Origin of the sequence: Paenibacillus camelliae (assembly GCF_023715345.1) — a bacterium.
Classification (GTDB): Bacteria; Bacillota; Bacilli; order Paenibacillales; family Paenibacillaceae; genus Pristimantibacillus; species Pristimantibacillus camelliae.
Map to the genome: position 1 here is coordinate 44,374 of NZ_JAMBNY010000002.1, position 26,259 is coordinate 70,632.

The 26,259-nt window shown below is 39.7% G+C and carries 33 protein-coding genes; 8 read left to right on the forward strand and 25 right to left on the reverse strand.

Annotated elements, in window-relative coordinates:
- Positions 1-40: 40 nt before the first annotated feature.
- The 3 genes from M3180_RS06190 to M3180_RS23030 form a co-directional block, all read right to left on the reverse strand.
- Positions 41-247, reverse strand: a complete 207-nt coding sequence (locus M3180_RS06190) for a helix-turn-helix domain-containing protein (RefSeq protein ID WP_251666430.1) — start codon at positions 245-247, stop codon at positions 41-43.
- 283 nt (positions 248-530) lie between these two features.
- A complete protein-coding gene (locus M3180_RS06195) occupies positions 531-1,283 on the reverse strand; it encodes a phage antirepressor KilAC domain-containing protein (RefSeq protein ID WP_251666431.1) in 753 nt (250 codons plus the stop codon).
- Between the two features lie 80 nt (positions 1,284-1,363).
- Positions 1,364-1,615 carry a helix-turn-helix domain-containing protein gene (locus M3180_RS23030; RefSeq protein WP_432806908.1) on the reverse strand — a complete coding sequence of 84 codons (252 nt, stop codon included), beginning with the start codon at positions 1,613-1,615 and terminating at the stop codon, positions 1,364-1,366.
- 152 nt (positions 1,616-1,767) lie between these two features.
- On the opposite strand from M3180_RS23030, the gene M3180_RS06200 reads away from it, so the two are divergent.
- Both M3180_RS06200 and M3180_RS06205 read left to right on the forward strand, forming a co-directional pair.
- The gene (locus tag M3180_RS06200; RefSeq protein WP_251666432.1) at positions 1,768-2,214 is read left to right on the forward strand and encodes a helix-turn-helix domain-containing protein; all 447 of its coding nucleotides are present in this window, start codon (positions 1,768-1,770) and stop codon (positions 2,212-2,214) included.
- A gap of 209 nt (positions 2,215-2,423) precedes the next feature.
- Positions 2,424-2,648 (forward strand): helix-turn-helix transcriptional regulator, encoded by a 225-nt coding sequence (locus M3180_RS06205; protein ID WP_251666434.1) that lies wholly within the window; start codon positions 2,424-2,426, stop codon positions 2,646-2,648.
- 376 nt (positions 2,649-3,024) lie between these two features.
- On the opposite strand, the gene M3180_RS06210 is transcribed toward M3180_RS06205, so the two are convergent.
- The 4 genes from M3180_RS06210 to M3180_RS06225 form a co-directional block, all read right to left on the reverse strand.
- Positions 3,025-3,573, reverse strand: coding sequence for a putative periplasmic lipoprotein (locus M3180_RS06210; protein ID WP_251666436.1), 549 nt, complete (start codon positions 3,571-3,573; stop codon positions 3,025-3,027).
- Positions 3,574-3,790: 217 nt separating this feature from the next.
- Positions 3,791-4,828 carry a hypothetical protein gene (locus tag M3180_RS06215; protein ID WP_251666437.1) on the reverse strand — a complete coding sequence of 346 codons (1,038 nt, stop codon included), beginning with the start codon at positions 4,826-4,828 and terminating at the stop codon, positions 3,791-3,793.
- A 607-nt stretch (positions 4,829-5,435) separates the two neighbouring features.
- Positions 5,436-5,765 (reverse strand): YolD-like family protein, encoded by a 330-nt coding sequence (locus tag M3180_RS06220; RefSeq protein ID WP_251666438.1) that lies wholly within the window; start codon positions 5,763-5,765, stop codon positions 5,436-5,438.
- Entirely contained in the window at positions 5,755-6,018 is a 264-nt protein-coding gene (locus M3180_RS06225; RefSeq protein WP_251666439.1) for a hypothetical protein, read from the reverse strand. The genes M3180_RS06220 and M3180_RS06225 overlap by 11 nt, the downstream gene beginning before the upstream one ends.
- A gap of 193 nt (positions 6,019-6,211) precedes the next feature.
- Here M3180_RS06225 and M3180_RS06230 point away from each other — a divergent pair, with 193 nt between their 5' ends.
- Positions 6,212-6,934 (forward strand): stalk domain-containing protein, encoded by a 723-nt coding sequence (locus M3180_RS06230; RefSeq protein ID WP_251666440.1) that lies wholly within the window; start codon positions 6,212-6,214, stop codon positions 6,932-6,934.
- A 454-nt stretch (positions 6,935-7,388) separates the two neighbouring features.
- Here M3180_RS06230 and M3180_RS06235 read toward each other — a convergent pair whose 3' ends face one another.
- Positions 7,389-7,982 (reverse strand): restriction endonuclease, encoded by a 594-nt coding sequence (locus tag M3180_RS06235; RefSeq protein ID WP_251666441.1) that lies wholly within the window; start codon positions 7,980-7,982, stop codon positions 7,389-7,391.
- A 155-nt stretch (positions 7,983-8,137) separates the two neighbouring features.
- On the opposite strand from M3180_RS06235, the gene M3180_RS06240 reads away from it, so the two are divergent.
- Positions 8,138-9,205, forward strand: a complete 1,068-nt coding sequence (locus tag M3180_RS06240; protein WP_251666442.1) for a type I restriction endonuclease — start codon at positions 8,138-8,140, stop codon at positions 9,203-9,205.
- Between the two features lie 95 nt (positions 9,206-9,300).
- On the opposite strand, the gene M3180_RS06245 is transcribed toward M3180_RS06240, so the two are convergent.
- On the reverse strand, positions 9,301-9,501 hold the full coding sequence (locus M3180_RS06245; RefSeq protein WP_251666443.1) for a helix-turn-helix domain-containing protein: 201 nt from the start codon (positions 9,499-9,501) through the stop codon (positions 9,301-9,303).
- 138 nt (positions 9,502-9,639) lie between these two features.
- On the opposite strand from M3180_RS06245, the gene M3180_RS22705 reads away from it, so the two are divergent.
- The 4 genes from M3180_RS22705 to M3180_RS06260 all read left to right on the forward strand — a co-directional run bounded on the left by M3180_RS22705 (position 9,640) and on the right by M3180_RS06260 (position 12,628).
- Positions 9,640-9,771, forward strand: a complete 132-nt coding sequence (locus tag M3180_RS22705) for a hypothetical protein (protein WP_285855641.1) — start codon at positions 9,640-9,642, stop codon at positions 9,769-9,771.
- Between the two features lie 79 nt (positions 9,772-9,850).
- On the forward strand, positions 9,851-10,078 hold the full coding sequence (locus tag M3180_RS06250; protein WP_251666445.1) for a hypothetical protein: 228 nt from the start codon (positions 9,851-9,853) through the stop codon (positions 10,076-10,078).
- 382 nt (positions 10,079-10,460) lie between these two features.
- Entirely contained in the window at positions 10,461-11,384 is a 924-nt protein-coding gene (locus tag M3180_RS06255; RefSeq protein WP_251666446.1) for a copper amine oxidase N-terminal domain-containing protein, read from the forward strand.
- Positions 11,385-11,635: 251 nt separating this feature from the next.
- On the forward strand, positions 11,636-12,628 hold the full coding sequence (locus tag M3180_RS06260) for a DUF3644 domain-containing protein (protein ID WP_251666448.1): 993 nt from the start codon (positions 11,636-11,638) through the stop codon (positions 12,626-12,628).
- Positions 12,629-12,835: 207 nt separating this feature from the next.
- Here the strand turns inward: M3180_RS06260 and M3180_RS06265 are convergent, their stop codons facing one another.
- From M3180_RS06265 to M3180_RS06340, 16 genes are all read right to left on the reverse strand, one after another.
- Positions 12,836-13,498, reverse strand: coding sequence for a peptidoglycan recognition protein family protein (locus M3180_RS06265; RefSeq protein ID WP_251666450.1), 663 nt, complete (start codon positions 13,496-13,498; stop codon positions 12,836-12,838).
- Positions 13,498-13,761 carry a phage holin family protein gene (locus tag M3180_RS06270; protein ID WP_251666451.1) on the reverse strand — a complete coding sequence of 88 codons (264 nt, stop codon included), beginning with the start codon at positions 13,759-13,761 and terminating at the stop codon, positions 13,498-13,500. The genes M3180_RS06265 and M3180_RS06270 overlap by 1 nt, the downstream gene beginning before the upstream one ends.
- An 18-nt stretch (positions 13,762-13,779) precedes the next feature.
- Entirely contained in the window at positions 13,780-14,073 is a 294-nt protein-coding gene (locus tag M3180_RS06275) for a BhlA/UviB family holin-like peptide (protein WP_251666453.1), read from the reverse strand.
- Positions 14,074-14,106: 33 nt separating this feature from the next.
- Positions 14,107-14,244, reverse strand: coding sequence for an XkdX family protein (locus M3180_RS06280; RefSeq protein WP_251666454.1), 138 nt, complete (start codon positions 14,242-14,244; stop codon positions 14,107-14,109).
- On the reverse strand, positions 14,244-14,546 hold the full coding sequence (locus M3180_RS06285) for a hypothetical protein (protein WP_251666456.1): 303 nt from the start codon (positions 14,544-14,546) through the stop codon (positions 14,244-14,246). The genes M3180_RS06280 and M3180_RS06285 overlap by 1 nt, the downstream gene beginning before the upstream one ends.
- Before the next feature lie 13 nt (positions 14,547-14,559).
- A complete protein-coding gene (locus M3180_RS06290; protein ID WP_251666458.1) occupies positions 14,560-18,303 on the reverse strand; it encodes a hypothetical protein in 3,744 nt (1,247 codons plus the stop codon).
- Positions 18,304-18,487: 184 nt separating this feature from the next.
- Entirely contained in the window at positions 18,488-19,051 is a 564-nt protein-coding gene (locus M3180_RS06295) for a phage tail protein I (RefSeq protein ID WP_251666459.1), read from the reverse strand.
- Positions 19,044-20,174, reverse strand: a complete 1,131-nt coding sequence (locus M3180_RS06300) for a baseplate assembly protein (RefSeq protein WP_251666460.1) — start codon at positions 20,172-20,174, stop codon at positions 19,044-19,046. The genes M3180_RS06295 and M3180_RS06300 overlap by 8 nt, the downstream gene beginning before the upstream one ends.
- Entirely contained in the window at positions 20,171-20,488 is a 318-nt protein-coding gene (locus tag M3180_RS06305) for a GPW/gp25 family protein (protein ID WP_251666461.1), read from the reverse strand. Before M3180_RS06305 ends, M3180_RS06300 begins: the two co-directional genes overlap by 4 nt.
- 10 nt (positions 20,489-20,498) lie before the next feature.
- Positions 20,499-20,888: a phage tail protein gene (locus tag M3180_RS06310; RefSeq protein WP_251666462.1), complete on the reverse strand. Its 390-nt coding sequence runs from the start codon at positions 20,886-20,888 to the stop codon at positions 20,499-20,501.
- The gene (locus tag M3180_RS06315) at positions 20,885-21,139 is read right to left on the reverse strand and encodes a hypothetical protein (protein WP_251666463.1); all 255 of its coding nucleotides are present in this window, start codon (positions 21,137-21,139) and stop codon (positions 20,885-20,887) included. The genes M3180_RS06310 and M3180_RS06315 overlap by 4 nt, the downstream gene beginning before the upstream one ends.
- Positions 21,139-22,155, reverse strand: coding sequence for a phage late control D family protein (locus M3180_RS06320; protein ID WP_251666464.1), 1,017 nt, complete (start codon positions 22,153-22,155; stop codon positions 21,139-21,141). The genes M3180_RS06315 and M3180_RS06320 overlap by 1 nt, the downstream gene beginning before the upstream one ends.
- A gap of 2 nt (positions 22,156-22,157) precedes the next feature.
- A complete protein-coding gene (locus M3180_RS06325; RefSeq protein ID WP_251666465.1) occupies positions 22,158-22,358 on the reverse strand; it encodes a tail protein X in 201 nt (66 codons plus the stop codon).
- Entirely contained in the window at positions 22,355-25,282 is a 2,928-nt protein-coding gene (locus tag M3180_RS06330) for a phage tail tape measure protein (protein ID WP_251666466.1), read from the reverse strand. The genes M3180_RS06325 and M3180_RS06330 overlap by 4 nt, the downstream gene beginning before the upstream one ends.
- Before the next feature lie 148 nt (positions 25,283-25,430).
- Positions 25,431-25,721 (reverse strand): phage tail assembly protein, encoded by a 291-nt coding sequence (locus M3180_RS06335; protein WP_251666467.1) that lies wholly within the window; start codon positions 25,719-25,721, stop codon positions 25,431-25,433.
- A gap of 11 nt (positions 25,722-25,732) precedes the next feature.
- A complete protein-coding gene (locus tag M3180_RS06340) occupies positions 25,733-26,251 on the reverse strand; it encodes a phage major tail tube protein (RefSeq protein ID WP_251666468.1) in 519 nt (172 codons plus the stop codon).
- Positions 26,252-26,259: the final 8 nt, after the last annotated feature.

Sequence of the window (26,259 nt, forward strand, 5' to 3'; positions counted from 1 at the left end):
AGGCTCAAATAGCCGTTTTTGGCAAAAAAATAATAAGCGATCAAGATTCGCTGCTTTTTTTCTCAACAATCGCAAGCTCTGCTCCAAGTGGCTCGAGCAATATCTGTGCTGTTACAATGCTTGGATTAGTGGTGCTGCGCTCGATGTATGAGATCGTTGATTTGTGCACACCCGTTATCCCACTCAACGCTGATATGCTGAGTCCATATTTCTTTCGTAGTGATTGCAGCTCCTCGCCAAAGTTCATTTACACCACCCTTTCATGCCACCGACCACGAACGTACAAGTTTAGAAACTGTTCAAAGCGAATGCCTGTCGTAGCTTGTACATTTGTATTGGTGTAATAGTTTCCTAGCAGATCTAGTTGCTCGTCACTGAGTTTGATTTCGCCTGATGTAGTTAGCATGTTTTCACCACTTTCAAACGGCTAGCGATGTGCTCAGCACGATGGATCTCTTTCTGAGCTTGTACAATCTGTAAGTGCTCACGTGCTTTCATTAAGCGTGTTGCGTAGATTATTTGTTTAGACATTACTTATTACCTCGCTTCGCTACTTCTGTTCGTTCAATCATTGGAAGAATACCGTTTTGTTTAAGTAGCTCGTACAAGAACAGCCTGCCTTTTTGTGTCCACTTGGTGCTAACCTTTGAGTTGTCCGCGTCAATAACATGCGTCGTTGTCTGTGTATAACCTTTATCCTGGTGTTTTGCATATAGCAACCAAATGTCTCCTTGTTTGAACTGAACACCTAACTCGTGAAGTTTTTGATTAAAGGCTATAGCGCTCATTCCGTAATCTTTAGCGATCTTGGAAACCGAGAGCAGTGACTTGTTTTGTAGTACCATGTCGTAGTAAGTTGCTTTAGGTTGTAACTCGTGCACTTGCTGTGTTAGCAGCAGATTTTCGGTCCTAAGGTTGTCCACTCTGCGTTGCAAGAAGTCATGAGCTCGTTTTATTACTGCATCTGGACTATTCCAGCGTCGTTCAAGCTCCAAGAAGTATTGTCGTGCTTGCTTGCCTTTCTCATTGCGCTGTAGCATCGAGATTTCTTTTGCCATGTCGATCTTTAGGTGGTGGTCGATTTTATTGTGGCCACCGCTCCCGGTTTGCTTTTCAAAATTGGAAAGCAAAACATAGTCCACATTTTCCTTAAATCCGTATTCAGCCATTCGATCAAACCAAGTTGAGTAATTAGTTTTAATATCCAAAAACTCATGTAGATCACGACCACTTACAAGTAAGTCTCCGTTGTCGTTTGATTGTGTTGGGATTAGTTGATTCATCTCATTACCTCGCTTTCTTTATTTGGATCCAACTTATTTTTGTCTTGCAGGAATATAATCCGACTAGATCGGATATGATGTTAAATAGAAATTGCTTTAGCTGAATCTTCAACTAATCCGAACAGGTCGGATTCTTTTCCGAAGTAAATAACAGTTTCAGGTACGTTATACAACCGAATCAGTTCGATTGATAAGTCACGAGGGATATTTGTCGAATCCTTTTCATATTTACTTATAGTGTCAACGCACTTCCCTGTTTTGATCGCAACTTGCTTAACTGTCATACCTCGCAGTAGTCTTGCTGTTCGAAGGGTAATACAAAACCTGCTCATTCGTTTTCACCTCGCTTCCGTTCGATGTACCACAATCATAAATCCGATCTAGTCGGATTGTCAACCGATCAGTTCGGATTTTTTTCTTGCTAATTCTGTAAATATGCAATATAATGCAAATGAAATCAGTTTGAGAGAGGAAGTATTTATAAATGAGAAAGAGATACACTGAAGTTGAAGAAAAGCTAATGAAAGATATATCAAATAATCTAAAGAAAATTCTTAAGGAAAAGGGTATCATCCAAAGAGAATTAGCAGAAAAAAGCGGTCTATCAACTAGTGCAATCTCCGACTATGTAAACGGAAATAACCTAGTATCCCCAGGAAAATTACAAATGATCGCAGATGCTTTGAATGTAAGTAAAGGTGATATTGATCCAACTTACAAGAGCGATTTTGTTGTTCAAGAGGGCGGTGTTTCATATGGCATAGAAGTAAAAACTAAATTTAATCCGTTCGAAATATTTGAACTTGTAGATAAATACACAGATGATGAAATAATAGAAAAGTACCATCATCAGGACGACGGTGGTACTCTAACGGAGCAACAAATTAGAATGCATCTTCAACACGTTCGGTTTCTAAAGACTCAAAAGTAGAGTCACCATTTTTTATTTTTTCGTATACTTCAAGATCAAATCCATTAGCAATATAAACTTCATGCCAGTTTATTACTAATTTTTCTGGTGAGCGTTCTATATGTACCACCCCTATTATGATTTTTCATACATATATAATACCACAAAAAGCGAACGTATGTTCTTAATTTTATCGACATACATCGACAAGATAAAGAAGGAGTTTAATAATGACATTCATTCTAGGAGAATGCCTATTGCTATCACGATTAAAAGAAAAAGGTATTAGCCAAGCCGAATTCGCAAGACGTATGGAATGCACTGAAGCGTTCGTTAGCCAGCTTATACATAAAAAATCCAATATGTCGCTTGAATTCGCTATTATCGCTGCTCACCTCCTTGAGTGTCGTGTTACTGATTTCTATGTACTGCACCATAAAAATCGAAAGCAATAGGTTAGAGTAGTTTACTACTCTCCCATAGAGAAAAACTTAAGTAATACTTAAGGTCATTCTAATTGAAGTCATACCGATGTTTTGTCGAAGCCTATCACAACAAACTATGTAATATTTTACAACCACCTCCCAGAACATAAAAAAAGAGCTACCCAAATTAAGCTTAGAAAAATGAGGCGCTAGACCTCTCTTAGCTTAATATTGGTAGCTCCAATATTAATAAAATAGTTACGTGGTTCATCTTGCAATAAGATGCATTAAGTAATTACAGCACCCTCTCCGTCGCTTGACCAAGGGCTAAAAAAAGAATGGAATATTTATACTATAATTTATCTATTCTAAAAAGGCAATAGGGTTCATATTACAGGTTTCAGATTTATTGCATGAATGTTGCCATTCTCCAATCCACTAACATTATCGATCTCGCATTGCCATCACCATCAAACATGAATGATACTATATATACATTTTCCATTTCTTCTGCCGTTTCTTTAAGGTCGGGTTTACCTAAAATAAACTTTTTAGTTTGTGAATCATAAAGATAATCCAGGTTGCTTGGCACTTCATTTATGGAATTGTCTGATCCTAAATTTTCAAGTATGGACTTCTTAGAATCACCGATTTTTGCAAATTCAGACTCATAAATATCTAGCGATTCATCAGACAAGCTTATTCCTGCAACTTTATCATTTCGGTACATTATCCTTATTCCGTTCTCATAACTCATAAACCTGGTTATTTCTTCGCCTTCGCCTGTTACTTGTTCGACGTCTTTCTTTTCATCCCCATAACATATTTTCGAATCGAGGTTAATATGAGTGACGCAAAGATCACTCGTTTTTATTTCTTTCAGTCCATTTCCGCTACTGCTACATCCTACAAGTAATAGCATCATTGCAATTAGTCCAACAAGCACTTTCTTCAAGCCTCTTCCCCCTTGTACATTAATTGCTATATATTATAGAGCATATCCTATTACTTTCCAACGATTACCTTTTCATTTTATCGCTAATAAGAATAAAAAATCATGCGATCTTTTGGTAGTTTGCCATATAATCGCATGACCCATTTCCTAACTTATTTATGATGCCTATAAATCATGGAATCACTTGTTAATACTTGCCTTACATTGAAAAAATATATTACTTATACAACTGATCATATATCTTTTCCAAGTTATCCATGAACTCTTTTATCGATTCAGATTCTATTTTTTCATCAATTTCATTAGATGATATTTTATTTATCTTTTCTGCATAGAAGGAGCGGACAGGGCTATGAAAATCCTCTCTTTTCTCAGTTTGGTATAGTTCGTATAGTTCCATCATTTCTTCTCTTTTTCTATCAAAGTGTTCAAGTTCATCTAAAATATCAAGATATCTGTACTGAACTCCTTTAAGTGAAAAAGCTAAACTAAACTCATCAATAGCATTTAATCTGGAAAGCTTTTCTGTAATAACAGTAGTAGGATCATACAATAAGGTTACTAAATAACTAAACTTAACTTTTAATTTACCTACTGATTCTTTCAGATTCTGGCGTTCTATTAAATCAAGATCGCCACGTGCAGTATAATCAATCCAATCTACTAAAGTATTCTCTAGTTCTTTTTTTGATAACGGAATGCGTAGTATAGGTAATCGATCAAATTGATGGAACAAAGCAGATGTTTTTTGTTCTAAATCCTTAGCCCTCACAACTATATCTTTAGAATCATAGAATTTATGCAATAACTTGTAGGCATAGGATTCTAATGCCTCGAAATCAAAAGCTCTTAATACAATCTTTACAGAAGTTGCCCTCTGTTTCACAAACTCATAACCAGCTAATTCTGATTTATCCAAAGTACTATTGTTTAAATTATTAACAAAAGTAGATGCATCCGAAGATAAATTACCTACAACATATAGAACAAACTCATCTGAAGAATTAGTCTCTTTAATCATTTCATTAAGATAAGTTTTCATAGCGCTTTTATTAATTAATCCTTCTGAGCTTTTTACTTGCCCTAACCTTCTCCTACCATCACATAAATCCCATTGAATATCAATTTTATCTGTTTTTTCTCCTAGAATTTCTGGTTCAATATATATGTTTTTCCAGTCACTATTAGTTAGCGAATTCAAAACAGCTACAATTCCTTGAATTTTAACGCCTTTTATTGTATCTCTTCCACCCATGCTATCCCCCTACAGTTACATAAGATTTTTTACAATGTAGTTCTTGCGTTACTTATATACCCATGTAATATAATAGCTCTACTTATTTATTTAAACAATCTTCACCTTTTCTATATATAGATAGTATAGTGTATAACCTATATTTTTCCAATGATCGCCTTTTAACTATCATCCTCTTCACCATTTCATCCACTGTCGAGTGACGTATCTTAAACGAAGTCAGCAGGATACAGTGAGGGCTAGTGTTCTGAATAAGGAAACTGTTTCGAAGTTATTTGTAGAGGATAACGGGTCATTTAGAGGGATAACAAAAAACGAAGCTCTTAAAGCGTTAGAAAAACTAACCGGAAGAAAGAATAAGGAGAAAGACTTCTGGACATAAAAAAGGTCGCTACCTAAACAGTAACGGCCTACTTGAATGGAATTCTAAACCTATTTGTTTGCTTATCCCAGTGGATATAACTTTCTTTGAACAGCCAATTAACAGCATCTTTAACCTGTTGCTCTGTCCTTAGGCTTAGTCGAGATATGCGCTCAATATCGATTTCGGACCATTCGTAACGGTATAGATGAAAAATCACATTGTATATTTTGCGCGCAGTATCGTTTAGCATGGCTCATTATCCACCTCGATACCTTCAATGTCGTCTACACTAAACCAATCTCCATTAACCTTGTATTGTCCATACCGTTTACTGATGTTCTCGACAACACCTATAACCTGCACTCGTTCGAACGGGTCATACATCCGGATAGATAGCGGCACCTTATATTGCATCGACTGTTGCAATGCACGACTGATCTGCTCTACTTCTTGCTCGTCTAGCTCAATTCTTTCTCTACAGTCAAGGGATGCCACATAATCCTCATACATCTGTTTATGCTCAGGCAACATGATCTTTTGTTGCCACAACCCATCACCTGTTCTAGTTGCCACTTGCATTACCTCCGTCAAACTGATTGCTTCTGCTGTGTTGGTTAATTTGATCAATTACTCCTAGCAACTTTGGGTTAAGCTCATCTATACTGACAATCCCTGAGTGATTGAAAGTCCGCACATCCTTCTTAGAGTAGCAGTATGCCATGAATTTCTCTTCGCCTGTTGCTATAACTCTTATATTACGGATACTTACCTCACGCTTGCTATCGATATAGATTAATTGGACGATCTTGCCGATATATTTTTGCATAAGACCACCGCCTTTTGAGTAGTATATATACGCGAACAAATGTTCTTATTTATTTATACTACTAAGGAACAAATAATGCAAGTACTTCGATATAGTCCAACATTCATAGTCCAATAGTCACCATTATTGTAAAAAGATTGGTAAAAAAGAAGGATTTCGTAAAGAAATGTCTAATCTTATAACGTGAAGGGAGATGATTATTATAAAAAAGAAAAAATTATTAACCGGATTACTGATTGGTTCACTGGCATTACTATGTTTTGCATCAGGAGCAGTCGCATCATCACACCTCACCAAGATTACGGCATATCTCAACTCTGCAATTAGTGTCGAACTTAAAGGGAAAACACTAAATTTATCTCAATCACAGCCTATTACTTACAATAACACTACATACTTGCCCCTTAGAACAATCGCAGAAGCAACAGGATTAGATGTTAAATGGAACGCTGAAAATCAACGTATATCCTTAAATGATAAAGTTGCGAAAACACCTGGAGCAAGAACCACATTCTCGAAAGACAAAGTTGTAATCAATAAAACATTCGCTAGTGAATTACTATTAAAACCCAAAAATATTGAGTTCAGTGATAAGCAATACAACGAAGTTGTGTCGGTCTCAGAAATAGGTTATGCAGGTAAAGGTTTCACATTAACTTTCCCAGAAGGCACATCAAAAATAGGAGTAACCTTCGGTGCTCAAGGAAAAGGAACTGATTACGAAAAAATTAAATATAAAGTTATAGATCTAGATGGAAACATCATATCATTTGGTGAAATGGAGCATAATTCAACAAAGTATGTAGAATTTGAATTATCTGATGCAGGAAATAAACTGGAGTTCTCATTTGAGGCTAAATCATACTCCAACAAATTAACTGCTTTTCTTGTATATGACGAAAGCTGGTATGAGTAAGTTAATGGAATAAAAATAACATCAAAACCCTCACTAGATATAACTGTGGGGGTTTTACTCTGATAGTAAAGGAGTGAAAATATGAAGGTAATCCTAGATATTGAGGATGAAATTCTAACAGAGATGCAACTGCATTCAGACATAATACAAGAGGAATTAAATATCATGCTAAGTAATTTATTTGTTAAAACTGTCCTGGAACCAATTGAAATAATTAGGCAAGAACAACATAAGGATAATTGCGCTGAGCTTGAATCGTTCCACGCACTCGTATACAGATTTTTAACCCAATTAGCTCACGATCCTAATAATTTTGCTTTCAACCAACTCATTCTTAGGTTCAGAGATGAGCATATATCCTACACTCATACGTTGATTGATCTGTTCAAAACGTACAAGAGCTGTAATAAAATAAACAACCCGCTCGTTAAGTGAGAAGGTTGTTCAACCGTTATCATATTGTTTTTTTCTTTGCAGAAGCATTATTAGGTGGGTTAACTGCAAGTATCATTTCAATTAACTGATTCCTATTAATAAGCTTTACTCCATTTGAGCGTGCTAATGTATACGCTTGTTCTGTGAAGTCGCTATTAGTAACAACCCAAGCTTCAGATGCTTTGTAATGATTCATAGCAGCATAGATTTCCTGAACAGCTTTTAAGCCCACATTATTTTTATAACGTTTTGCTTGAACAACTATCCTACGACCTCCTTTGGAAATAACTAGGTCAGCTCCGTAGTCTCCTGAGGCTTGAGTCACTTCCGCGGCATATCCGTGCATTCGAAATAGATGCCCTAAGTACTTCTCAAACTGCCGGCCTTCCATCTTATCAATTTCTGCAATACCTGACCGTTTAAGACGTTCTACTTTTTTCATATGTAATATCATTGCAACTGCAAAAAATAATCCTACGACACAACCTGCAGCCAGTGCTGCTATTATTAAATTGTTTGTGAGCTGCCATATACCTAGACCAGCTCCTAAAACTAATAGACCCATAAGTGCAGCGACTGGATCTTCTTGCTTACGCCTTCTTCTTCGTGCCACGACAAAATCCCCCTTTTCTAGTTGTAATTACCTAGATTGTACCATATAATCTTGTTTAATGAGGAAATATCTGTTTATTTTGTCAACTGTATTGAATCTGCATTTGGGTTTGAGTAAATCAGATAGTCAATGAGAGCTATTTAGGAGGATTGGTTATGGAAAACTTTGCAGAGCAAATCAAGACATTAGCCAAACGTACGCTAAAACTAAAAGACAGCATTCTTACAGAAGAAGCTACCAAGACATCTGTTGTAATGCCTTTTTTTCAATCATTAGGATACGATATCTTTAACCCTGAAGAATTTATTCCAGAGTTTACTGCTGATGTTGGTATTAAGAAAGGTGAAAAAGTAGATTATGCAATCCTACAAAATGGCAATCCCATCATCTTAATTGAAGCAAAATCAATCCAGGAAAAATTAGAAAAACATGACTCACAACTTTTTAGATATTTCGGAACTACAACGGCTAAGTTCGCAATTCTCACGAATGGTATTACATATCGTTTTTACACTGACTTAGACGAGCAAAACAAAATGGATTCCATACCTTTCTTTGAGTTCAACATGCTCGATATCCGCGATCACCAACTAATAGAACTTCAAAAGTTTGCAAAAAGCAACTTTGACGTAGAGCACATTATTAATACCGCATCAGAATTAAAATACACTAATGAGATCAAACAGTTTTTACGTACACAGTGGGAGAGTCCTAGCGATGATTTTATAAAACTAATTATTTCTGACATATATCCTGGATTAAAGACTAAGCAAGTTGTTGAGAGGTTTAGTGGAATCGTCCATAAATCCTTGAAACAATTTATGAATGATCACTTAAATGACAAACTGAAGTCTGCACTAGAGACTACAAATGTCGATGTTAGTAAAGCAATTGAAGAAGTAGCTGTAAGCACAGAAACTAGTAAAAATGAACCTGAAATTGTTACTACAGAAGAGGAGATCGAGGGTTATATTACTGTTAAAGTGTTACTCAAGGACATCATTCCGACAGAAAGAATTTTTCATAGAGACAATCAAAGCTATTTTAATATCTTACTGGATGATAATATTCGCAAATGGATATGCCGTTTATACCTCAACAGGAGTAGCAGCAAGACAATAGTTTTAAATGATGAAAACAGAACAACGTACTCGATTGACTCAGTATCAGATATTATCAAGTATAAAGACGAACTTGTTAACGTTACTAAGAATTTTCTTTAATAATAAGCCCCTCCACCATTAAGGCAGAGGGGCTTATTGTTTAATATTTTTCATTGGTTTTACCAACAAAAAAAGAGCCCGCGCAAGCAGACTCTCTACTTTACATATTCAATGAGCTCTGAAATATCCTCTATTTCCAAAGCCACCATAATTTTTTCTAAGTTCTCAGGAGACCATGCCTTTGACTTATTTTGCGCCATATCCCTTACTGTTGGATAGCGTATCCCTGTCATTTCAGATACTTTATTAGCATTCAAACGTCTAGCGTGCATTAACTCATCCAATTTCAATCTCAACACATCTCTCACCTCAATATTATATTATACGAATAGCGAATAAAAATCAACTAATATCGAATAATAATTATACGAATATCGTTGACAAGTATACGAATATCGTATATAATTAAGATAGTAAAGGAGGTGATACATAGGATGTTAAAAGATTGGATTGGGCTTCTGACAGCGGTCATTCAATTGGTAACAGCAATCATGCTAATCAAGACCGCTAGTCAGACAAAGAAAAAAGGAACTAAAAAACGTAAGCCGACCAGCAAACGAAAATAGTTCCCTTGGAGAGGGTTAGCGCCCCTCTCCTCCCAATCTTAACATAGATGATTTGAAAATAAAACCGGGAGATGATTGAATGATTATTGTAGCTAACCAAATTAAGGTAGGAACACAACTTGCTGAAGCTAGTGGAATGATGTACAGCGTGGTCGAGATCATCAAAGAAACCGAAAAATCAATCACAGTTAGACTTTGTAACGATATGGCAAGCTTCAAAGAACATTGGACAATTAAGCCCAATGGAGAAAAAGGCGGCGCAATCAAGACATATCGAAAGACAACTAAACTATATGGATTACTATGAGGGGGCTCCCCTCTAAAGGAGGAATGTTCGATGGAAACAGCTACATTAATCATCAGTATTGCTGCTCTTGCGATTAGTGTTGTAGCGTTGGTAAAAGTGATTAAAAATCGAGGATAGTAACTATGCAAACAACTGCAAAAAGCCCCTCTACCACTAAGGCAGAGGGGCTTCACTTTGTCTATTTAGTAACCTCAGTAATATTTTTTGTTTTAATAACACTTTAATGGACGTAGTTACTACCAGTTGTAGCCATCACATCACTTTTTATAGTTGTACTTACCTAAATTGTACCATATAATTTTGAGAAACGAGTAAAATTTTGTATATTGTTGTACAATTGTTTGTTATTTTACAAAAAACATATTATTAAGGAGAGATAGATTTGAAAAAAATATTTATTACCATACTTTCATTCATTTTATTAGTTACACTTCCTATTACTACATCAGCAAGCTCTAATCCACCTAATTTTTATGTAGATGGACAACTGTTTTTCACCCCTTCAGGTGAACCAGTACCTTATATAAATAAAGAACAACGCACAATGGGATCGTTACGATTGATAGCCACAGCTCTTGGGGTAGAAAGCAAGAATATTAAGTGGGATAATGCGAAACAAACCGCGACGTTAACGAGAGGAAAATACGCGGTATCTGTGACGGTTGGAAAAAAAGTAATTATCGTTAATGGCAAAAACGTTACGATGGACACTGTTGCAGAAATGAAACAAAATCGTATATTTATTCCGGCTCGCTTTATTGCACAAGGATTAGGCATGAAGATCAGCTTTGATAGTGCAACGAATACGGTAAATTTCATCACTGGCGATAAAGACGTAGTTTATCATAATTTTGCCAATTATGGCTTGACACAACTTAAAGAGCTACCGATTGCTATTGCTGCCGGTGGACTAGAGATCACTTACCACGATGCGTTTCTGTATAAAACTAACTCGATGGAAGGAAAAGCAATAAATAGTAGATATAACATTGTTGACTATGACATTGGGTCACATCTTCTATGGATGAAAGTTACGCTTAAAAATAACAGTGATAAAAAGATAGCAAGTAATTATTCTGATCTACAGCTAAAAATAGGAGTGCTAAGTGCTTTTGGTAAAACTTTGTCATACGGGTTTTCTAAAGAAGATGATTACATTTATACTTGGTCTTTAGAACCAAATGAATCTATTACAGGGTATGTGGCCTTCTTAAAAAAAGACGATTCACAGATAGATAGAATTGTGTTAAGTACAACTCATGGAACAGCGAATAATGCAGTACGTATAGCTGAAAAGGTGAATTAATGTTCTTCTGCAGGAGACTGCACTAAAAAAAGAAATAAAAAAACATAATGATTTTTTAAGCAAACGTGAACTTCTTTTGAAATAAAAATAGCCCCTCCACCATTAAGGCAGAGGGGATTTCTTTGTTTTAATTTAATTGCAAACCGAAACAAAAATTCCACATATCGCCAAAATGTGACTTTTGGATTATAATTGTTTGAAGTTGTTAACAAACAAATACTCCATTTGGTGGAGAAAATAAAGCAGGTGATATGATGGAAAAGCTTCCTAATGATAATGTTTACAAAAATGAAGATAAAATGGTTGAAAAAAGTATCGAAGCTTTTATTCTAGGGATAGAAATATACAACAAACCTACAATTAAATACAGGGTAGAAGGGTTTAGCTTCTTTATATGTAACGCATGGGAACTTATGTTAAAATCATATCTTATTAAGACTATGGGTCAAGACTGTATATATTACAAAGACAATCGCGATCGTACAATAACTTTGGAAAACTGTATTCGTTTGATTTTCACGAATGACAAAGATCCACTTCGCCTAAATCTTGAAAAAATAGTTCAACTGAGAAATACGAGCACTCATTTCATTACTACTGAATACGAAATGGTATATGTACCTCTTTTTCAAGCATGCGTATTAAACTATTCGGAAAAGATGTCAGATTTTCACGGGATAGACATGACGTCATACATCCCCCAAAATTTTCTTGCGTTGAATATTTCTATGGAAGCCATTGATAACACAAAAATAATTGCAAAATACCCAGAAGAAATTGCTAAAAAGTTAATTAATGCGAATGAAGAATTACTGAGTCTAAGCAGCGTTAAAAATCCGAATTTCGCTATAGTAATTGAACATCACCATTATATTGTCAAAGATAAAAAGAAGGCGACTTCATTTGTTGGAATTGATAATTCAGCAGATGCAAAGGTGAAAATCATTAAAGAGGTCAGGGATATAAGCAAAACACACCCCTACAATGCAAAAAAATGCATTGAACGTATTAACAAAAAGCTCGAAGGTTTAGATATTAGTGTTAAAGTTAATCAGCATTCATTCGGCTTATTGACTAAATACTATTCTCTCAAGGGTAACGACAATTATCATTATCCTTTTGAGACAGGGACTATTACTTATCATTCTTATTCTCAACAAACAATTGACCTGATTGTAAATGAAATTAAAAATGACCCTGTCAATATCATTCACAATATCAAAGAAGCTTTAAAAAACAAATAGAGATAACCCCAGGGGCAAAGGAATTCTAAGCACGCCTTGTGCCTACTCCCATTCGGGAACCCAGCCTTATCCTTCACGAGTTATCTCCGTTAACTATATTATACGAATTTTCGAAATTTATGCAAATTTTTTTCCGTATAGGGCAACAAATTAATTTAGAATATTAAAAGATCTACTGACCTTTTACCGACAGTAGATCTTTTATGTTTAAGTTAACCGCATTACAACGACATTATTGAGCCAGTTTAATTCACTATTAGTAAGAGTTCGAAGCTGCACCTTTTCCAGCCACTTCACATCGGTTATAACCTTTTGATCGAGCAACTTTTGAATGTTAAGGCTGAGCACTTTCCATTGATAATCAGTAAGCTTCAATTCTTCATCATCTCCTTTTTGTACCCCGTTTACAAGATCAGCTATAAACTTATCCATGCTGATAACAGGACATGCTTTCCAACTATAGCCTGGATATTGCGAATGGCCTTTTACTTCCTTTGCATTAGATAACTCTTGCTGCAGCTTACGAACTAACCATATGGCAGCTGCATATTGCTCAGTGGTTGGATGTTGCGTCCTAAAGTCACCGACTAAGCAGATGCCTAGTGCGTGTTTGTTGCTGTTGCCAACGTGGTATGTCACAACATTGTGATCGTGGCACTTATAGATGGTACCATCACGCTGTATCACATATGGATAAGCGATACCAGGCCAGCCGTTAGTGTTTACGTGGTACGTTGCAAAAGCCTCAGGGCTTCCTGAAACAGTAAGAGAGTGATGGATCGCGATGGATCTAATATCACTCTCTTTACGTGTACTGTATCTTTTTGTTTTGTGAGTAAGCAGCTTGCCGCGTAAATCAACAATTTGCATCACTCATCACCCTTTGTAGATTGCTTGACCAACTGATGCCCATAGACAGCACAGGCTCCCGTTATAACACCTTGAATGATTACCTCTACTGTCCAACCTAACAAGCCGCAGGACAACAACACAGCTGCTACAGTAACGATATAGACAATAGTCCAGTCTGGCACTCGTGGAGTCTTTTTGAGTGTAAAGCCAATTACCCAACATGCAGCCAATACGATTAATAACCTCGCATCAATAAGACCTTGTACGATTTCCCAATTCATTTAACATCATCCCTTCAATTAATCCATTTTTATTGGCAGCCTGTCTAAGATTCTGCCAAGCATCTGATCCTGCCGGTTGTTTCGTTCGGAAAGCTCTTTTCTCATCTCAGCAACGTTCTGATTGACAGATGCCACTTCCTGAAATGACTCAGCAAGTTTATCGATCGTTGCAATATAACGGGCTTCACGATTGTCATTCTGCTTCATGATCGTTTTATTCTGAAGCCAAAATGCAGCACCAACCGCTATGAATAAAAAAAAGAAGATGCCCAGCCCTTGGGCAACTCCTACTTCAAACAGTTTGTCTACCATCCCCATACCCCCATTTTGGCAATAAAAAAAGACCTACTCTGTAGTGGTCTCACCTTCGTTTATGATTTGATTGTATTCCTCCAGCGTGATCCATCCCTTGGTAACTGCGTTTTGTAGGCCTTGCTCATTGAGCTTACCTGTGTCATGAAGTCGTTTAAGTGTCTCGAACATTATTCAGCACCTCCTAGACTATCTAAGATCAGCATATCAATGAGAGCTTGCTGTTGGTCTATACGCACTTGCATTTCCTGCTCCGGAGTGAGTGGCACATCGATCTCTTCAAACCACACTTCACCATCTGCATTAGCACATAAGATGTGACCTTTGCCGATTTGCGCTTCTGGGAATGCAGGTTGCTCATCGATAAGCACGCCATCTGATGTGTCTAGTTCTGCATTCTCCGGTGCATCCATGTTGTACATAATTGAAGTAACAAGCTTTTCGCCTTCCCAATTACCTTTAAGTAAATACATGAAATTTCCCCCCTTATAAGACTTTGTAGCCTAACACGTTTTGCGAAAGCTTTCTGACGTACTTTGCGCCAGCAGTAGTACCAGAGTGTGCAGTATACACATTACCACTTGAATCTACCGCTACACCTTTACCTAGCGTCATACCACCATTACGCCAAACCTCAGTGCCATCGCGACCAAACTTTCTAACTTGCGCTCCGGAGGTACCGGATACAGCATAAGCATAACCTGCATCATCGGCAGTTACAGCGTCAAATGATGAAGAGTTAGTAATTGCCCATATTTCTGAACCACTAGGGTCAAGTTTTCTTAGAACTTTATTTCCCGTTGTAACATTATGCGCCGTATATACGTTACCAGAAGAATCAACTGCAATACTTCTCGCATTAGCCACGTCTGTCTTTGCCCATACCTCAGTGCCACTTGAGTTAAGTTTTCTAACCGCTTTTCCACCAAGTGCAACAGAGTTTGCACAGTACACATTCCCGGATGAATCAACTGCCACACCTTGACCACTGTCAACATCCGTTTTTGCCCATAACTCCGTTCCACTTGAGTTAAGTTTTCTTATCTGTTTTGATGAGCTGTGTGCGACATATACAGTTCCAGAAGAATCTACAGTTATATCATTTGCAACACCAGCATCTGTCTTTGCCCAAATTTCTGATCCACTGGAGCTGAGTTTTCTTACAGATTTACTGCCAACTAAAACACCGTTAGCCGCATATACATTGCCAGACGTATCCACCGCTACCGCGTTCCCAGAACCAACATCTGTGTTTGCCCAAACCTCTTCACCTAGTGAGTTGAGTTTTCTTATCTGCTTGCCACTTATATGTGCAGAGTACACGTTACCAGATGAGTCAACTGCTACGTCATTGCCACTAACAACCTCGGTGTTAGCCCAAACCTCAGTAGCAACATTACCCGTTTCAATCGCAATCTTATCAAGTGGAACTACATCGCCTGTTCCCCACCCCCCTCCACTAGCTAAGATAAAAGCCGTTCCATCATAGATGAAGGTGTAGATGCGACCTGCAACTCCTTGGAATCTGTCCGTACCGTTGGAGGCATATAATGCTTTAGCGCCAAGTCCATTCACGTTAAGAGTAGGGTTTGTTCCTGTATTTGTATGGAGTTTTACTTTTACATCCATACCAGAGTACAACTTGCTAGGCGCAGGAGATAATGTTAATACGTAAGCCGTTGCCGAACCTGTTGTAGTACCGTACCGTGTCCTGTTATCGATCGCCTGCTTTACCCTCCAAGGAGTCATCATTGCGGTGTTGTCTGCCCCTGCTTCTGCTTCTGCCTCAGTTGCGATTTCGGGAATTGCATCGGTGTACGCCAATGTTTTAGGAGACCCCCAAGTGGTTGAGCCATAAGTCCCTTGATAGTGGTAAATAGCTTGATTACCCTTAGCGAACACAAGAGCATTTACCTTTTGCCCAGAGGTGTCGTGATATCCGTTCAGTGCAAGTATATCCACATAGGAAGTATTTGCAGAACCCGTCATACCCCCAAGAGTCGAGAAGTAGTGGGCTAGACTATCGTCTTTGAGGTTATTCGGTCTAACCGTTCGGTTATCAATGGCCTTGATTGAATTAGCGTTATCAACTGTTTTTTGTACGAATGACGTGTTGGCAGCAGTTGTGTCGTTTGAACCCGTTGCAGCTGTAGGTACTCTAACATTACCCGAAAAATTAGGAGAGTCTAAAGGCGCCATGTCTTTCCAATCGGTCCAAGAACCGCTAAAACATTGTCTAATTCTTAACAACGCAGAAGTTGGGTTATTATAGGATACCGCTATCTGTGCTCTATTTGCTGTTTTATTACTGTAGAACATGGTGTATATGTGCCAATAGAGACCTCCACCTGGCCCATTACCGTGATTTGTTAGAATATACGATTCTTGTGTCGTATTAGGGTCAGAACTACTACCACTTGCCACTGAATTAACCGCGTAAGAATTTACAAACTCTGTATTGGCTATTTGATTATTCTTAGTATTTATATTTGCAGTTGGAGCTGTTGGAGTACCTTTGAAGTTAGGGCTATTTAAAGACGGTATTTCTAACCAATTAGACCATTCATCAGATACTGTTGTTGTTTGATTTCTAAATTGTATGGACTCTGCATAACCAGCTTGAGTAGGATACATAATTTGATAGATTCTATTCGGGCCAGCTTTAACAGTTTCAACCAACGCATACCCTATCGGCCAATTTCCTGAGGAAGCTGAAGACCCTATTGTAAATACGCTCCTACCGTTCGGGTAAGATGATGGTGGGTCAGACGGCACTTTAGCGCTAATTACAGGATGGTTAGCAGCAATAGCCCTCGCTTTAGCAAAAGCTGTTGTTGAAATTCTTGAGCTGTCGTCTTCTGCTGGAGGTTCTGTAGTCGTAGGGGTACCAGTAAACGTTGGAGAGTCCAACTCAGCAATTTCATCCCAGCCCGCCCAAGAGCCGTTCCCGTTAAAATTACCTCTCATAAATACGCCGTTAACAGAATAGTATAGCGCAAACCCTCTACTAGAAGATATTCTTGTTACTTCTAAGTTTCCAGAATGCGGTAGTCCTAAACCGCCCATATTAGAAGAGAATACGTTCATAAAAAATTTACTCTTATCGGGTAATGCGTCAAATATTTGCTGCATAGTAGCGGTATCATTCAACCCAATAGCTGATGCTCCAGTAAACACTCTCCAACCGTTAACCATTTCAGAGTTCAAGTTCTCTTGTAGAGTACCATCCTTATTTGGTTTTGTGTTCCAAGCTGTCCTCTCAGCTGCGGTAATGTGCACTGTTGAGTTATCGGTATGAGTATTTAAGTTTGTCTGTACAGCATTTGCTTTTGCCTGTGCTCCGGTGGTTGTTTCCTTTGCGTTCCAGTTTGTACGCTCTGAGGCTGTGATATGTTTAATTGTATCGGAAGCATGCGCATTGACTTTGCTAGTCGCATCTGACGCTGCTGCGCTTATTGCCGCTGCTTGAGCTGCATTCGCCTTGCTCGTTGCATCACTAGCTGCGGCAGAAATGGCAGCACTTTGCGCTGCATTTGCCTTTGATGTAGCATCTGCAGCCGCTGTACTGATCGCAGCATCCACCTCAGCTTTACGTGCGATGTCATCCGTTGCAGATGGAGCTGCTACTTTAGCCCGCCCATTAGCGTCACGTTTAATCAACGTATTAGCTGTTGCAGCATTAGTCGCAGCGTCTAGTATGGTTTTAATAGCTGCTATTGTCATACCTGGTGCTGTTCGCCATGTTGATCCACCTGTTATGGATTTAATCATATTCGCAAGACCGCTGAGCAACCCCGTTAGTTTCCCTGTGTTGCTTGTTGGTGGAGTTGAGTCACTGATTGTCCGGTTGCCTATTTTATCATCAGTAGCAGCACCGTTAGCAAGTTTAGCTGTCTTTACACTACCGTCTGGATGATCAAGCACCTCAGCTTCTTTGTGTTCCTCAAATTCTCTACGACTAGGAAATACAAGTGACTCGTCAAGCACAGCTGAAACGTTAGCAGCATTACCGATTATAGTAATTGCATCCAATTGCTTCTCAACAGCGTCTGATCCTCCACCTGCTGCGATATATTCAGCCCCTGCTCCTACATTACCGTAGCAATAAAGAATTTCTCCTAAGTCTGGATCTTGTGCGAATACCCCCCACTCTCTAAAGTAAAATCCTGTTGTGACATTATTGCTAGAGAGATATGCGCCGACCGTATATTTTCCTGAAGAAGATACCACGGATTTATTTATGGACAGCCATAATTTAGGGTCGATCAGCGCTGTCATATCCGCAATTTGTTGACCGCTCATAGATCCACTACCAATGCGCATTCTTGTAAACACCAATGGTGTTCCTGCCTGCGCCTTTGCTTGCAGCGCTCGACCACGGTTAGTAATCTGCATATTAAAGTTAGCCATAAGGTTATACCACCTGCCTTGCTATGATTTGATCGCCTACGTGCGTAGCAACACCGTAGTAAATTCGCATAGTACCTTCAGTGATGATTTCAATTTTTTCTAGCCAGCTTCGTTCGTTTTTTACGGAATTGATTGCTGCTAGAAACTCAGTTGCTTTATCTGCTGTAGCTGAAGGATCGTTTGTACGTACTTTGAAGTAACCAGGCTGTCCACCGTACTCCCACCACTCTTGTACCTCACCGCTACCAAAAATCGTTGTCACAAGTTCCTCTACCGCTGATGGTGTGCCTTTGCGCTTATGCCATGATAGTGAACGCGTGACGATCTCACGCTTTTGCTCAATAGGTAGCGTTTGATCATAATAGGGAGCTTGCCATTGCCACGCTAAAGCGTCCAACCACGCACCGCTGATATGATCGACATTGCCTACAAAAAATAAAGATGGGATTATACCAGCGATTTGATTGTTGAGATTATCTAATGCACCAGCTGCATTAACAACATCAACATCGTGCTTTATGCTGCTCGGTAGAATGTCTACAAGCTTTACGGCTGCAATATCAATCATCTTCAAGACCTCCATAGGTTACGTTGACATCTGCCGATAAATCTTGAATGATAGCAACCTCAGTATTTTCTATGACTGTGTACGTTGGGCTGTTGACTACAACGCGTCTAGCCCCCGCATTCATGATTCTGCGCACCAATTCAGAGGGATTGATGTTGCGGCCAATCTTAGCTCGTTGCCACGCGATATATGCAGTTACAGCAGCATCCACCTGTGCCTGAATCGTAACCGAATCAGAAGCGTTGTCTGTATCGATCCAGTACGATAAATCGATAGTATAAGGTGTTGGTGTCGGTGCTAGTACTGTTACTTTATCAGTGAGTGGTCTAATTGATCGATCATTAAGCACAACGTCTACAGCATCAAGTACAGATTGTGTAGGTAGTTCGCCATTGTCCATGAGCACAACAACATCAACCTCGACTGGTGCAGGACTGTATACATAAACATCACTGATTCCGTTGACTGCTGTCTTAGCCCAATACTCATATGCACCACTTGGACCAGCCACAGAAAAGCGCGAGGGTGACGTATAGATGCGTTCACGATAGTTATCATCCGTCTCAATATCTGTACCTCCGCTGCTGCCGTTGAGATTGGCCACGGATGTGGTGAATGGTAGCGGATCAACTAACGTATTGATCTGACCAGGCAAGTATCCATTTCCCAACGTACCTGTTGTTGTACACTGCACCTTAACATCTACACTTATATCCCCTGCTGCAATCTCGGCAAGCTCAACCGTTTCAAAATAAATACTGTTTCCTGGTGTTACCCTCGTACCTAATGGGATAGGCATAGCACTAGTTTGTGGAGTCGATAGGATAAAACGAACCGTATCAATTGCAGCAGTAGCTTGTAATCTGCTTGTCTCAGTCAGAGCACCGATATGCTCCAGAATGTCATCACTTGCATAACGTAATAGATTTTGCTTAGCTGCTTGATTGATCAGCAATTGCTGCTGAATGATGATGTTAGCTTGAGACAACAAAAAAAGCCTTACGGGATCGGCTGGGTGTAGCTTTCGATCACTTAAGGCTTCATATGTCGTTATGACTGCATTTATAATTTGCTCAGCATCTACATCGATAAAGTTAATATCCGGTAAATCAAATATATTCAAGTACTCACCTCCCCAGCGGGTTCCCATCTAACCACAGGCACTAGACGACCATCAGCATCAAATGTTGTCGTTACTGACTTTACTACAGCACGCGGTTCATACGTCTCTATTGCATCTATGGCAGCTGCTACAATTAATGCACTTGCTATTTCCATTGGTTTGTCTAATGCAGACATGTCAATGCCAAGTGATCGATCAAGTGGAACAGATCCTGCTGCGGTGCTTATTAAAGTTACTAAATTCTGTTCAATTTCTTCGAGTTCATTTACTGGACTAAAACTTATTTTACTTCTGCCTATTGAGGTTTCATACATGTTCATCACCTCAGTTGTATTCTTTCAATGTTACTGTTGCTTCGCCGTAAATTACGTTTCCTTTGCTGTCAAACCTTTTCCATGTTTGTCCAACACTCTCGATGTACCATTGTTTTGCACCTAACGGAACACCGCCAATGACAAGCCTATGTGGTGTTCCATCGCGACATAACACAGTTAGTCGTTCCATTTCATTCCTCGGCTTAATGCCGTACCTTATGTCAAACTGCATAGCAAATGATACTGTGTCATTTGCTGGACCAAGATACTCTGACTTAGGTCGCTTCAAATGTATTTCGTGTTCAGCCCATCTAGCTGAAGTGTCTCGCTGGAAGTTATCAAATGTTCGTAACGTATTAGGATTTGCAAGAAAAACCAATGAACCAAATGAACCTATCATTGTGCAGCCCCCTCATGAAACACTCCTAAACAGTAGCCTGCTTCAAGACCGCTTCCCAGCGACACATAGACCACTGTTTCGTTTATTGCTGGCAATGCTGCAGCGTTGTTTTTAAGATGTCTGGGTACAACGACAGGCAACCATCCAGTTACCTTGTTATCTTGATCGGGATTGAGCACTCTGACTTCACCACGCGACACCGATACGTCAGACACTATACCAACTCTTACAATGTTTCGTAGATCCATCATCAATAGTTCAACACCTTTCTCATGTTTACTGTTGTTGTAAAGCCACCGCTGCCAGCTACATTTTGAGTGACCGACTCTACAAAGTAAGTGCCATCGAATTTCCTGTAGCCTATAACCTCAATCGTTACTCCTTGTACGATATCCGGATCTCCAAACAGCACAAATTGCGCCTTACTAGCTTCTTTGTTACGCTTGCGCAACTCATTTTTAGCCAAACGTTGAGCTTCAGCATTTGATTCGACTCGCTGTTGTAATTTGAGTGTGGGGCCTTTCTTATTACCAGGAGCTGAGAATGTACCAGTGTACGTTTTTTTGGCACTACTATCATAGTAAGTCACTGTACACTTCGCATACGCAGCATCTAGTGTGTTGTGAGTAAAGCCGTAGCTTTTCACATCACTAACACCACGTTCTATTTTGCGAACTGGCTTAATCGATTCGAACCGCCTATCATCGTAGACGACAATGGTATCACTCGTGATCTTTAGGTTTCCCCCTTCTTTCTCTACGAGCTGAGCCAAGAATGCTACGTCAGATTGTTGCGTTTGATCAATTCGATCATATCTAATATCATCAATTTCGAATATCAACTTTAAGCCGTTAGCAGTAGCTATTCTCTTAGCGATTTGCGACAGCGAAATCTTTTCCCAAGCCTTACTCTTCTCTTCGTTTTTAAGGCCACCCGCTAAGTCATACGACAGTGCTTTGAATGTTATTACATCAGGCGGACCATCATAGTTCAATCCGTCCACGTAAAAAGTGCCACACTTAATGCGCCTTGCTGTACTCTCTTTTAACCAGTTGTAAAGCACAATATCAATATCTAACTTTGCCCCATCCTCTGGCATCCAAGCACCGCTCCAATTGCCATCCTTGTCATCGAGCATAATCGATACATCGTCAGCTTTACCTGTTCCGTTATCGTTGTAGGAAAATGACATGAGATCGTCTTGCAGGCTCTTCGTGATATCAACATTGTTATATTTGATTTGCACCTCTGCACGTCTGTTATTCATGATTACACCCGCTTCCAAGGTGGCAGGCTACTATCTACAGGCTCAGGTATGCTAGGTACTGTTAAGACTACACCTGCGCTAAATACAGTCGTTGTAGTGTGTTGAGGATTGGCTTGCATAAGTTGAACCATATTCGATTCAGAGCCATACACTTTGTGAGCTATGCTATCCCACATATCTCCTTGTATCGTTGTATACGTCACTTAAATACAAGCCTCCTTTCATTTGCAACCATTTCCTTGAACCAACGTTCGAATTGCGGTCTCATATGCTCTAATGCTGTTGTGACTTGGTTAGCTTCTTTACCTGTACCACCTTGAATTGTTACCTTGGGAGCAAACACAAAACTATTGGAAATATCGCTACCGCCACTGTCATGCCCCATCATACGGTTAACCTCATCAAGAATAGCGTGAGAGCGTGGTTTGTTGTTGATAGGAATAGCTGCTTCAAGACCTGCTTCACCAAATATCGATGCTTTATTAGCAAAACCACCGTCAGCGTATTGGTCGAATTGTCGATAGTCAGGAACGATGGATTGTTTAATGTGTGATGGTGCATATTGCAAGCCACGGGCTTCATCGTAAATCACTTGGACATTAATTTTCTTTTCTGCTGGCAGCAAATCAAGGTCACGGTTTAATGCAGCAACATCCTCTAGCGCCTTGATAAATGCCTGCTGCTGAGCTTCCGACATTTCGTTAAACTTTGCAGCTTGTTCTTCGATTGTGCCGCCTAAATCACTTTCGATATATGCCTTTGCAACTTCGTATATTTGCTCAAAGCTATTATTCACTGCATCGAGATCTTCTTGAGCTTGAACCAAGCTTTCGTAGTTAGAATTAAAAGCTTCTTCAAAATCTGCAAATGCAAAGTCTATATCTGCAAAAACTCTGTAATTTTCGCCCGTTAGCTCATTGACTTTAGCTATTAACGATTCAATTTGTAACGATTGCTCAGCATAATCAAGTGTTGGATCATCTAAAATTGCATCTCGTTGATTAACAAAATCTCGATACTGAACATACGATTCACGAGCTGCATTATAAGCTTCTTCGAACTTAGCTACATTTCCCGTCAATTTGCTGAACTCAGACTCTAAATCATCTATCTTGTCTTGATTATTGATAAAGTTAACTTCAAGCTCACGTTTGGCGCGCTCAGATTCAATTTCATTCATCTTCTCAACTAGCCCAAGTTGCTCTCTGAACTTTCCGCTTTTCGCATCTTCCGCCTTAAGGATGTCTGGATTAAGATCAATCAACTGCTGCTCTATTTCTAGCAATCTAGCACGAGCGGCTTCCAGTTCATCTGTAGGTGTTGCAGCATTTTTAACCACTCTCTGAAGCTCATCGTACTCCGTGATTAAGCTATTAACTTGGCTGGTGTGCTCTTGTACAGACTTATAATTTCCATATGCCTCTTTAATGCTGTCGCCCATGTTCAACAACTCATGACGTGCTTGCTCTTGATGATGCTTGTACGATACAACCATCGCACCTAGACCTGCTATAGCCGTTGTTGCAATCCCCACAGGACCACCCAATAGCCCACTAGCAATACTGAATGCCTTAGCAGCTTTACTTGCATTTCCAATGCCTGTGGCAGCTTGCATAGCGGCTTTGCTAGTCGTTACCAATGACTTAGAAGCATTAACTGCTCCTTTTGCTAGAACAGCTCCACCAAACATCATCGTTAGGTTTTTAATGAGCTCCTTATTCTCGCTGATCCATGCTGTAAAGTCGCGCAACACTGGCATTGCATCCTCGCCAAGTGGGATAATGAAGTCATCTAATAACTCCCTACCAAGCTTACGAAAGTCTGTAGCTAGATTGTCATACTTAACCGATGCAATCTCATCCATAGTGGCTTTTGAGCTGTCAAACTCGCTGTTGATTGTAGAGAGTGCACCTGTTACCTTCTGACCCAAGTCCTCATATTGCGTACCCATAATCGCGATACCCATCGTTTGCTTTTCAATAGGATCATCAATCGCAGCAAGCTTGGATAAGATCATTTGTAAGGCATCGGCACCACGAACACCGCCATCAGAAATACCATCTAGTATTTTTTGAGAGTCACCAAGAATGGACGCTAGTGCCAACATACTGTCTGCGCCTTTTTTTCCACCTGCCTGAAGGTTCTTGACCAACGTTGCTGCTGTGTCCTTGTCTGTACGGGCAACGATTTCTTGATACTCTTTAGTCGCCTTAGAGCCAGTCATAAGCGCCTTGGCGAAATCGTCAATATCAGGAGGGGCGAACAATTGAGCTAATGCATCTTGAGCAGCTGCATCACCAGCATCTTTAATCCGGTTATCGAACTCTTTTACCAAGTCACCGACTTTATCGAGGTTCCAAGCTCCAGCATCCAAGCCTGTTGCGAAGAAATCAAACATTTCCTCTGCGGTGAAGCCAAGCACTTTGAATTGCGGGGAGAACTCATTGATTGTGTCTAGTAACTCACCTGTTTTATTAAGACCACGTTGGGATCCCTGCGCCATAAGGTTGTACGCTTGGTCAGCTGTGATACCAAATTGTCGCATGAGCACATCAGCACTGCGTACAGATTCGTTTACATCCTCGGCGAATACATCTTTGTAAATAAGCGCCTTTTGAGTGAGGTTTTCAAGCTCTTGCCCCTGCAATTGAGTGATTTGTCTAGTCGTAGCCACTGCATCCGAAAGATCAGTGAAGGATTCACCCAAGCCTGCCTTATGCAGTTCTTTAACACTACCCTCGATCAGTTGCATATCCTTGGCTGTAAGCCCCGTAGCAGCTTGTATTTGCGACATAGAAGAATTATATTCACCTATCGCCGCAAAGCTCCCCGTGACCGCTTCAAGACCTTTATCAATTAACGCAAATGCTCCTGCATATTCAGCGACATTACGGAGTGCATTTTTCATGCCGCCAATTGAATCATCAAATTCTTTTACGGACCGTGTTGCTTTATTCGCATCTTGCCGGATCTCTTTGAAGGGGTCAGCAGCAGATAGCTTGCGCATTTCTTTTTGAACGTCATTAAACTCTTTCTCAGTCATGCCTAGTGCTTGCTTTAGGCTTTTATCTAATTCACCACCAAGGCTAAACTTCACTTCATATTCTCTACCCTTGCCCCTACTCATCTACGCTTTCCCCCTCTCTTATTCGACTTCACCATTGCTTCGAGATACAATAAAAACTCATTAAGGGGTAGGCTCATATAAAAAGAAACAGGGGTATACGTATTTTGTGCTAGCATGATAGCCAGCTCACGTATGCCCCTGTCTTTGCCTAACCCGTAATGAGCAAAAAATTTCGCGCCTTATTTGTAACACGAACAAAGTCATATGCTTTTAATGCAAAGATTAATTGCACAGGAACTTTTGCAGCCCTCGCCACAACATAGGCGAGGAATGTTTTTGAATTCTCTTTTACAAAAACTGTTTGATCGTTCCCCTCAGCATTGTACTGTGTTTCAATAGATGCGATGTCACCACCAGTAAGATTCTCGAAGTCGAGGTTTAATTCGGTGTATTCCACATCTTCGAATGTTACAGGTTTAGATAATTTATGAATGCTCATTACGCTCCACCTTACACTCCTAGCTGCTTACGCACTTCAGCTAAGTAGTCCTTTCCGTTAATAACAGCTTTAAACGCGAACTTGTCAATCTCAATGATCGTCAGCCCTTCGGACACAACCTTGATGTACGTAACTTCCAGCTCATTTGTTGTACCCGTTGTCTGACCAACATTCAACGTGCCAAGCTCTCCGCTTTTTGGCATGGCCTTAATCGTCACACGAGCGCCGCTAGATCCAAGCGAAGAATTACCAGTGTTATATACTTGCTGCGACATCCTGAAGTCAATTAAGTGGCTTTCAGGAGCCATAAGTAGCATTGACTCTTTTGTTAGCGTGCGCCACGTCATAGATACCGTCATGCTGGCATAATGTCCTAGCGTTGGGCTATCTACTTCACCAGCGATTCCTGCACCGCTAAACGTCTCTGTTAAGCTCTCAATTGTTGGGAGTGTAACGTCTGCTGCGCCAAGGTATTGAGCTCCGTTTAGATATACGGAGTAATTAATCAGTTTCTCAGGTATTGTTTTCACTTGTTATT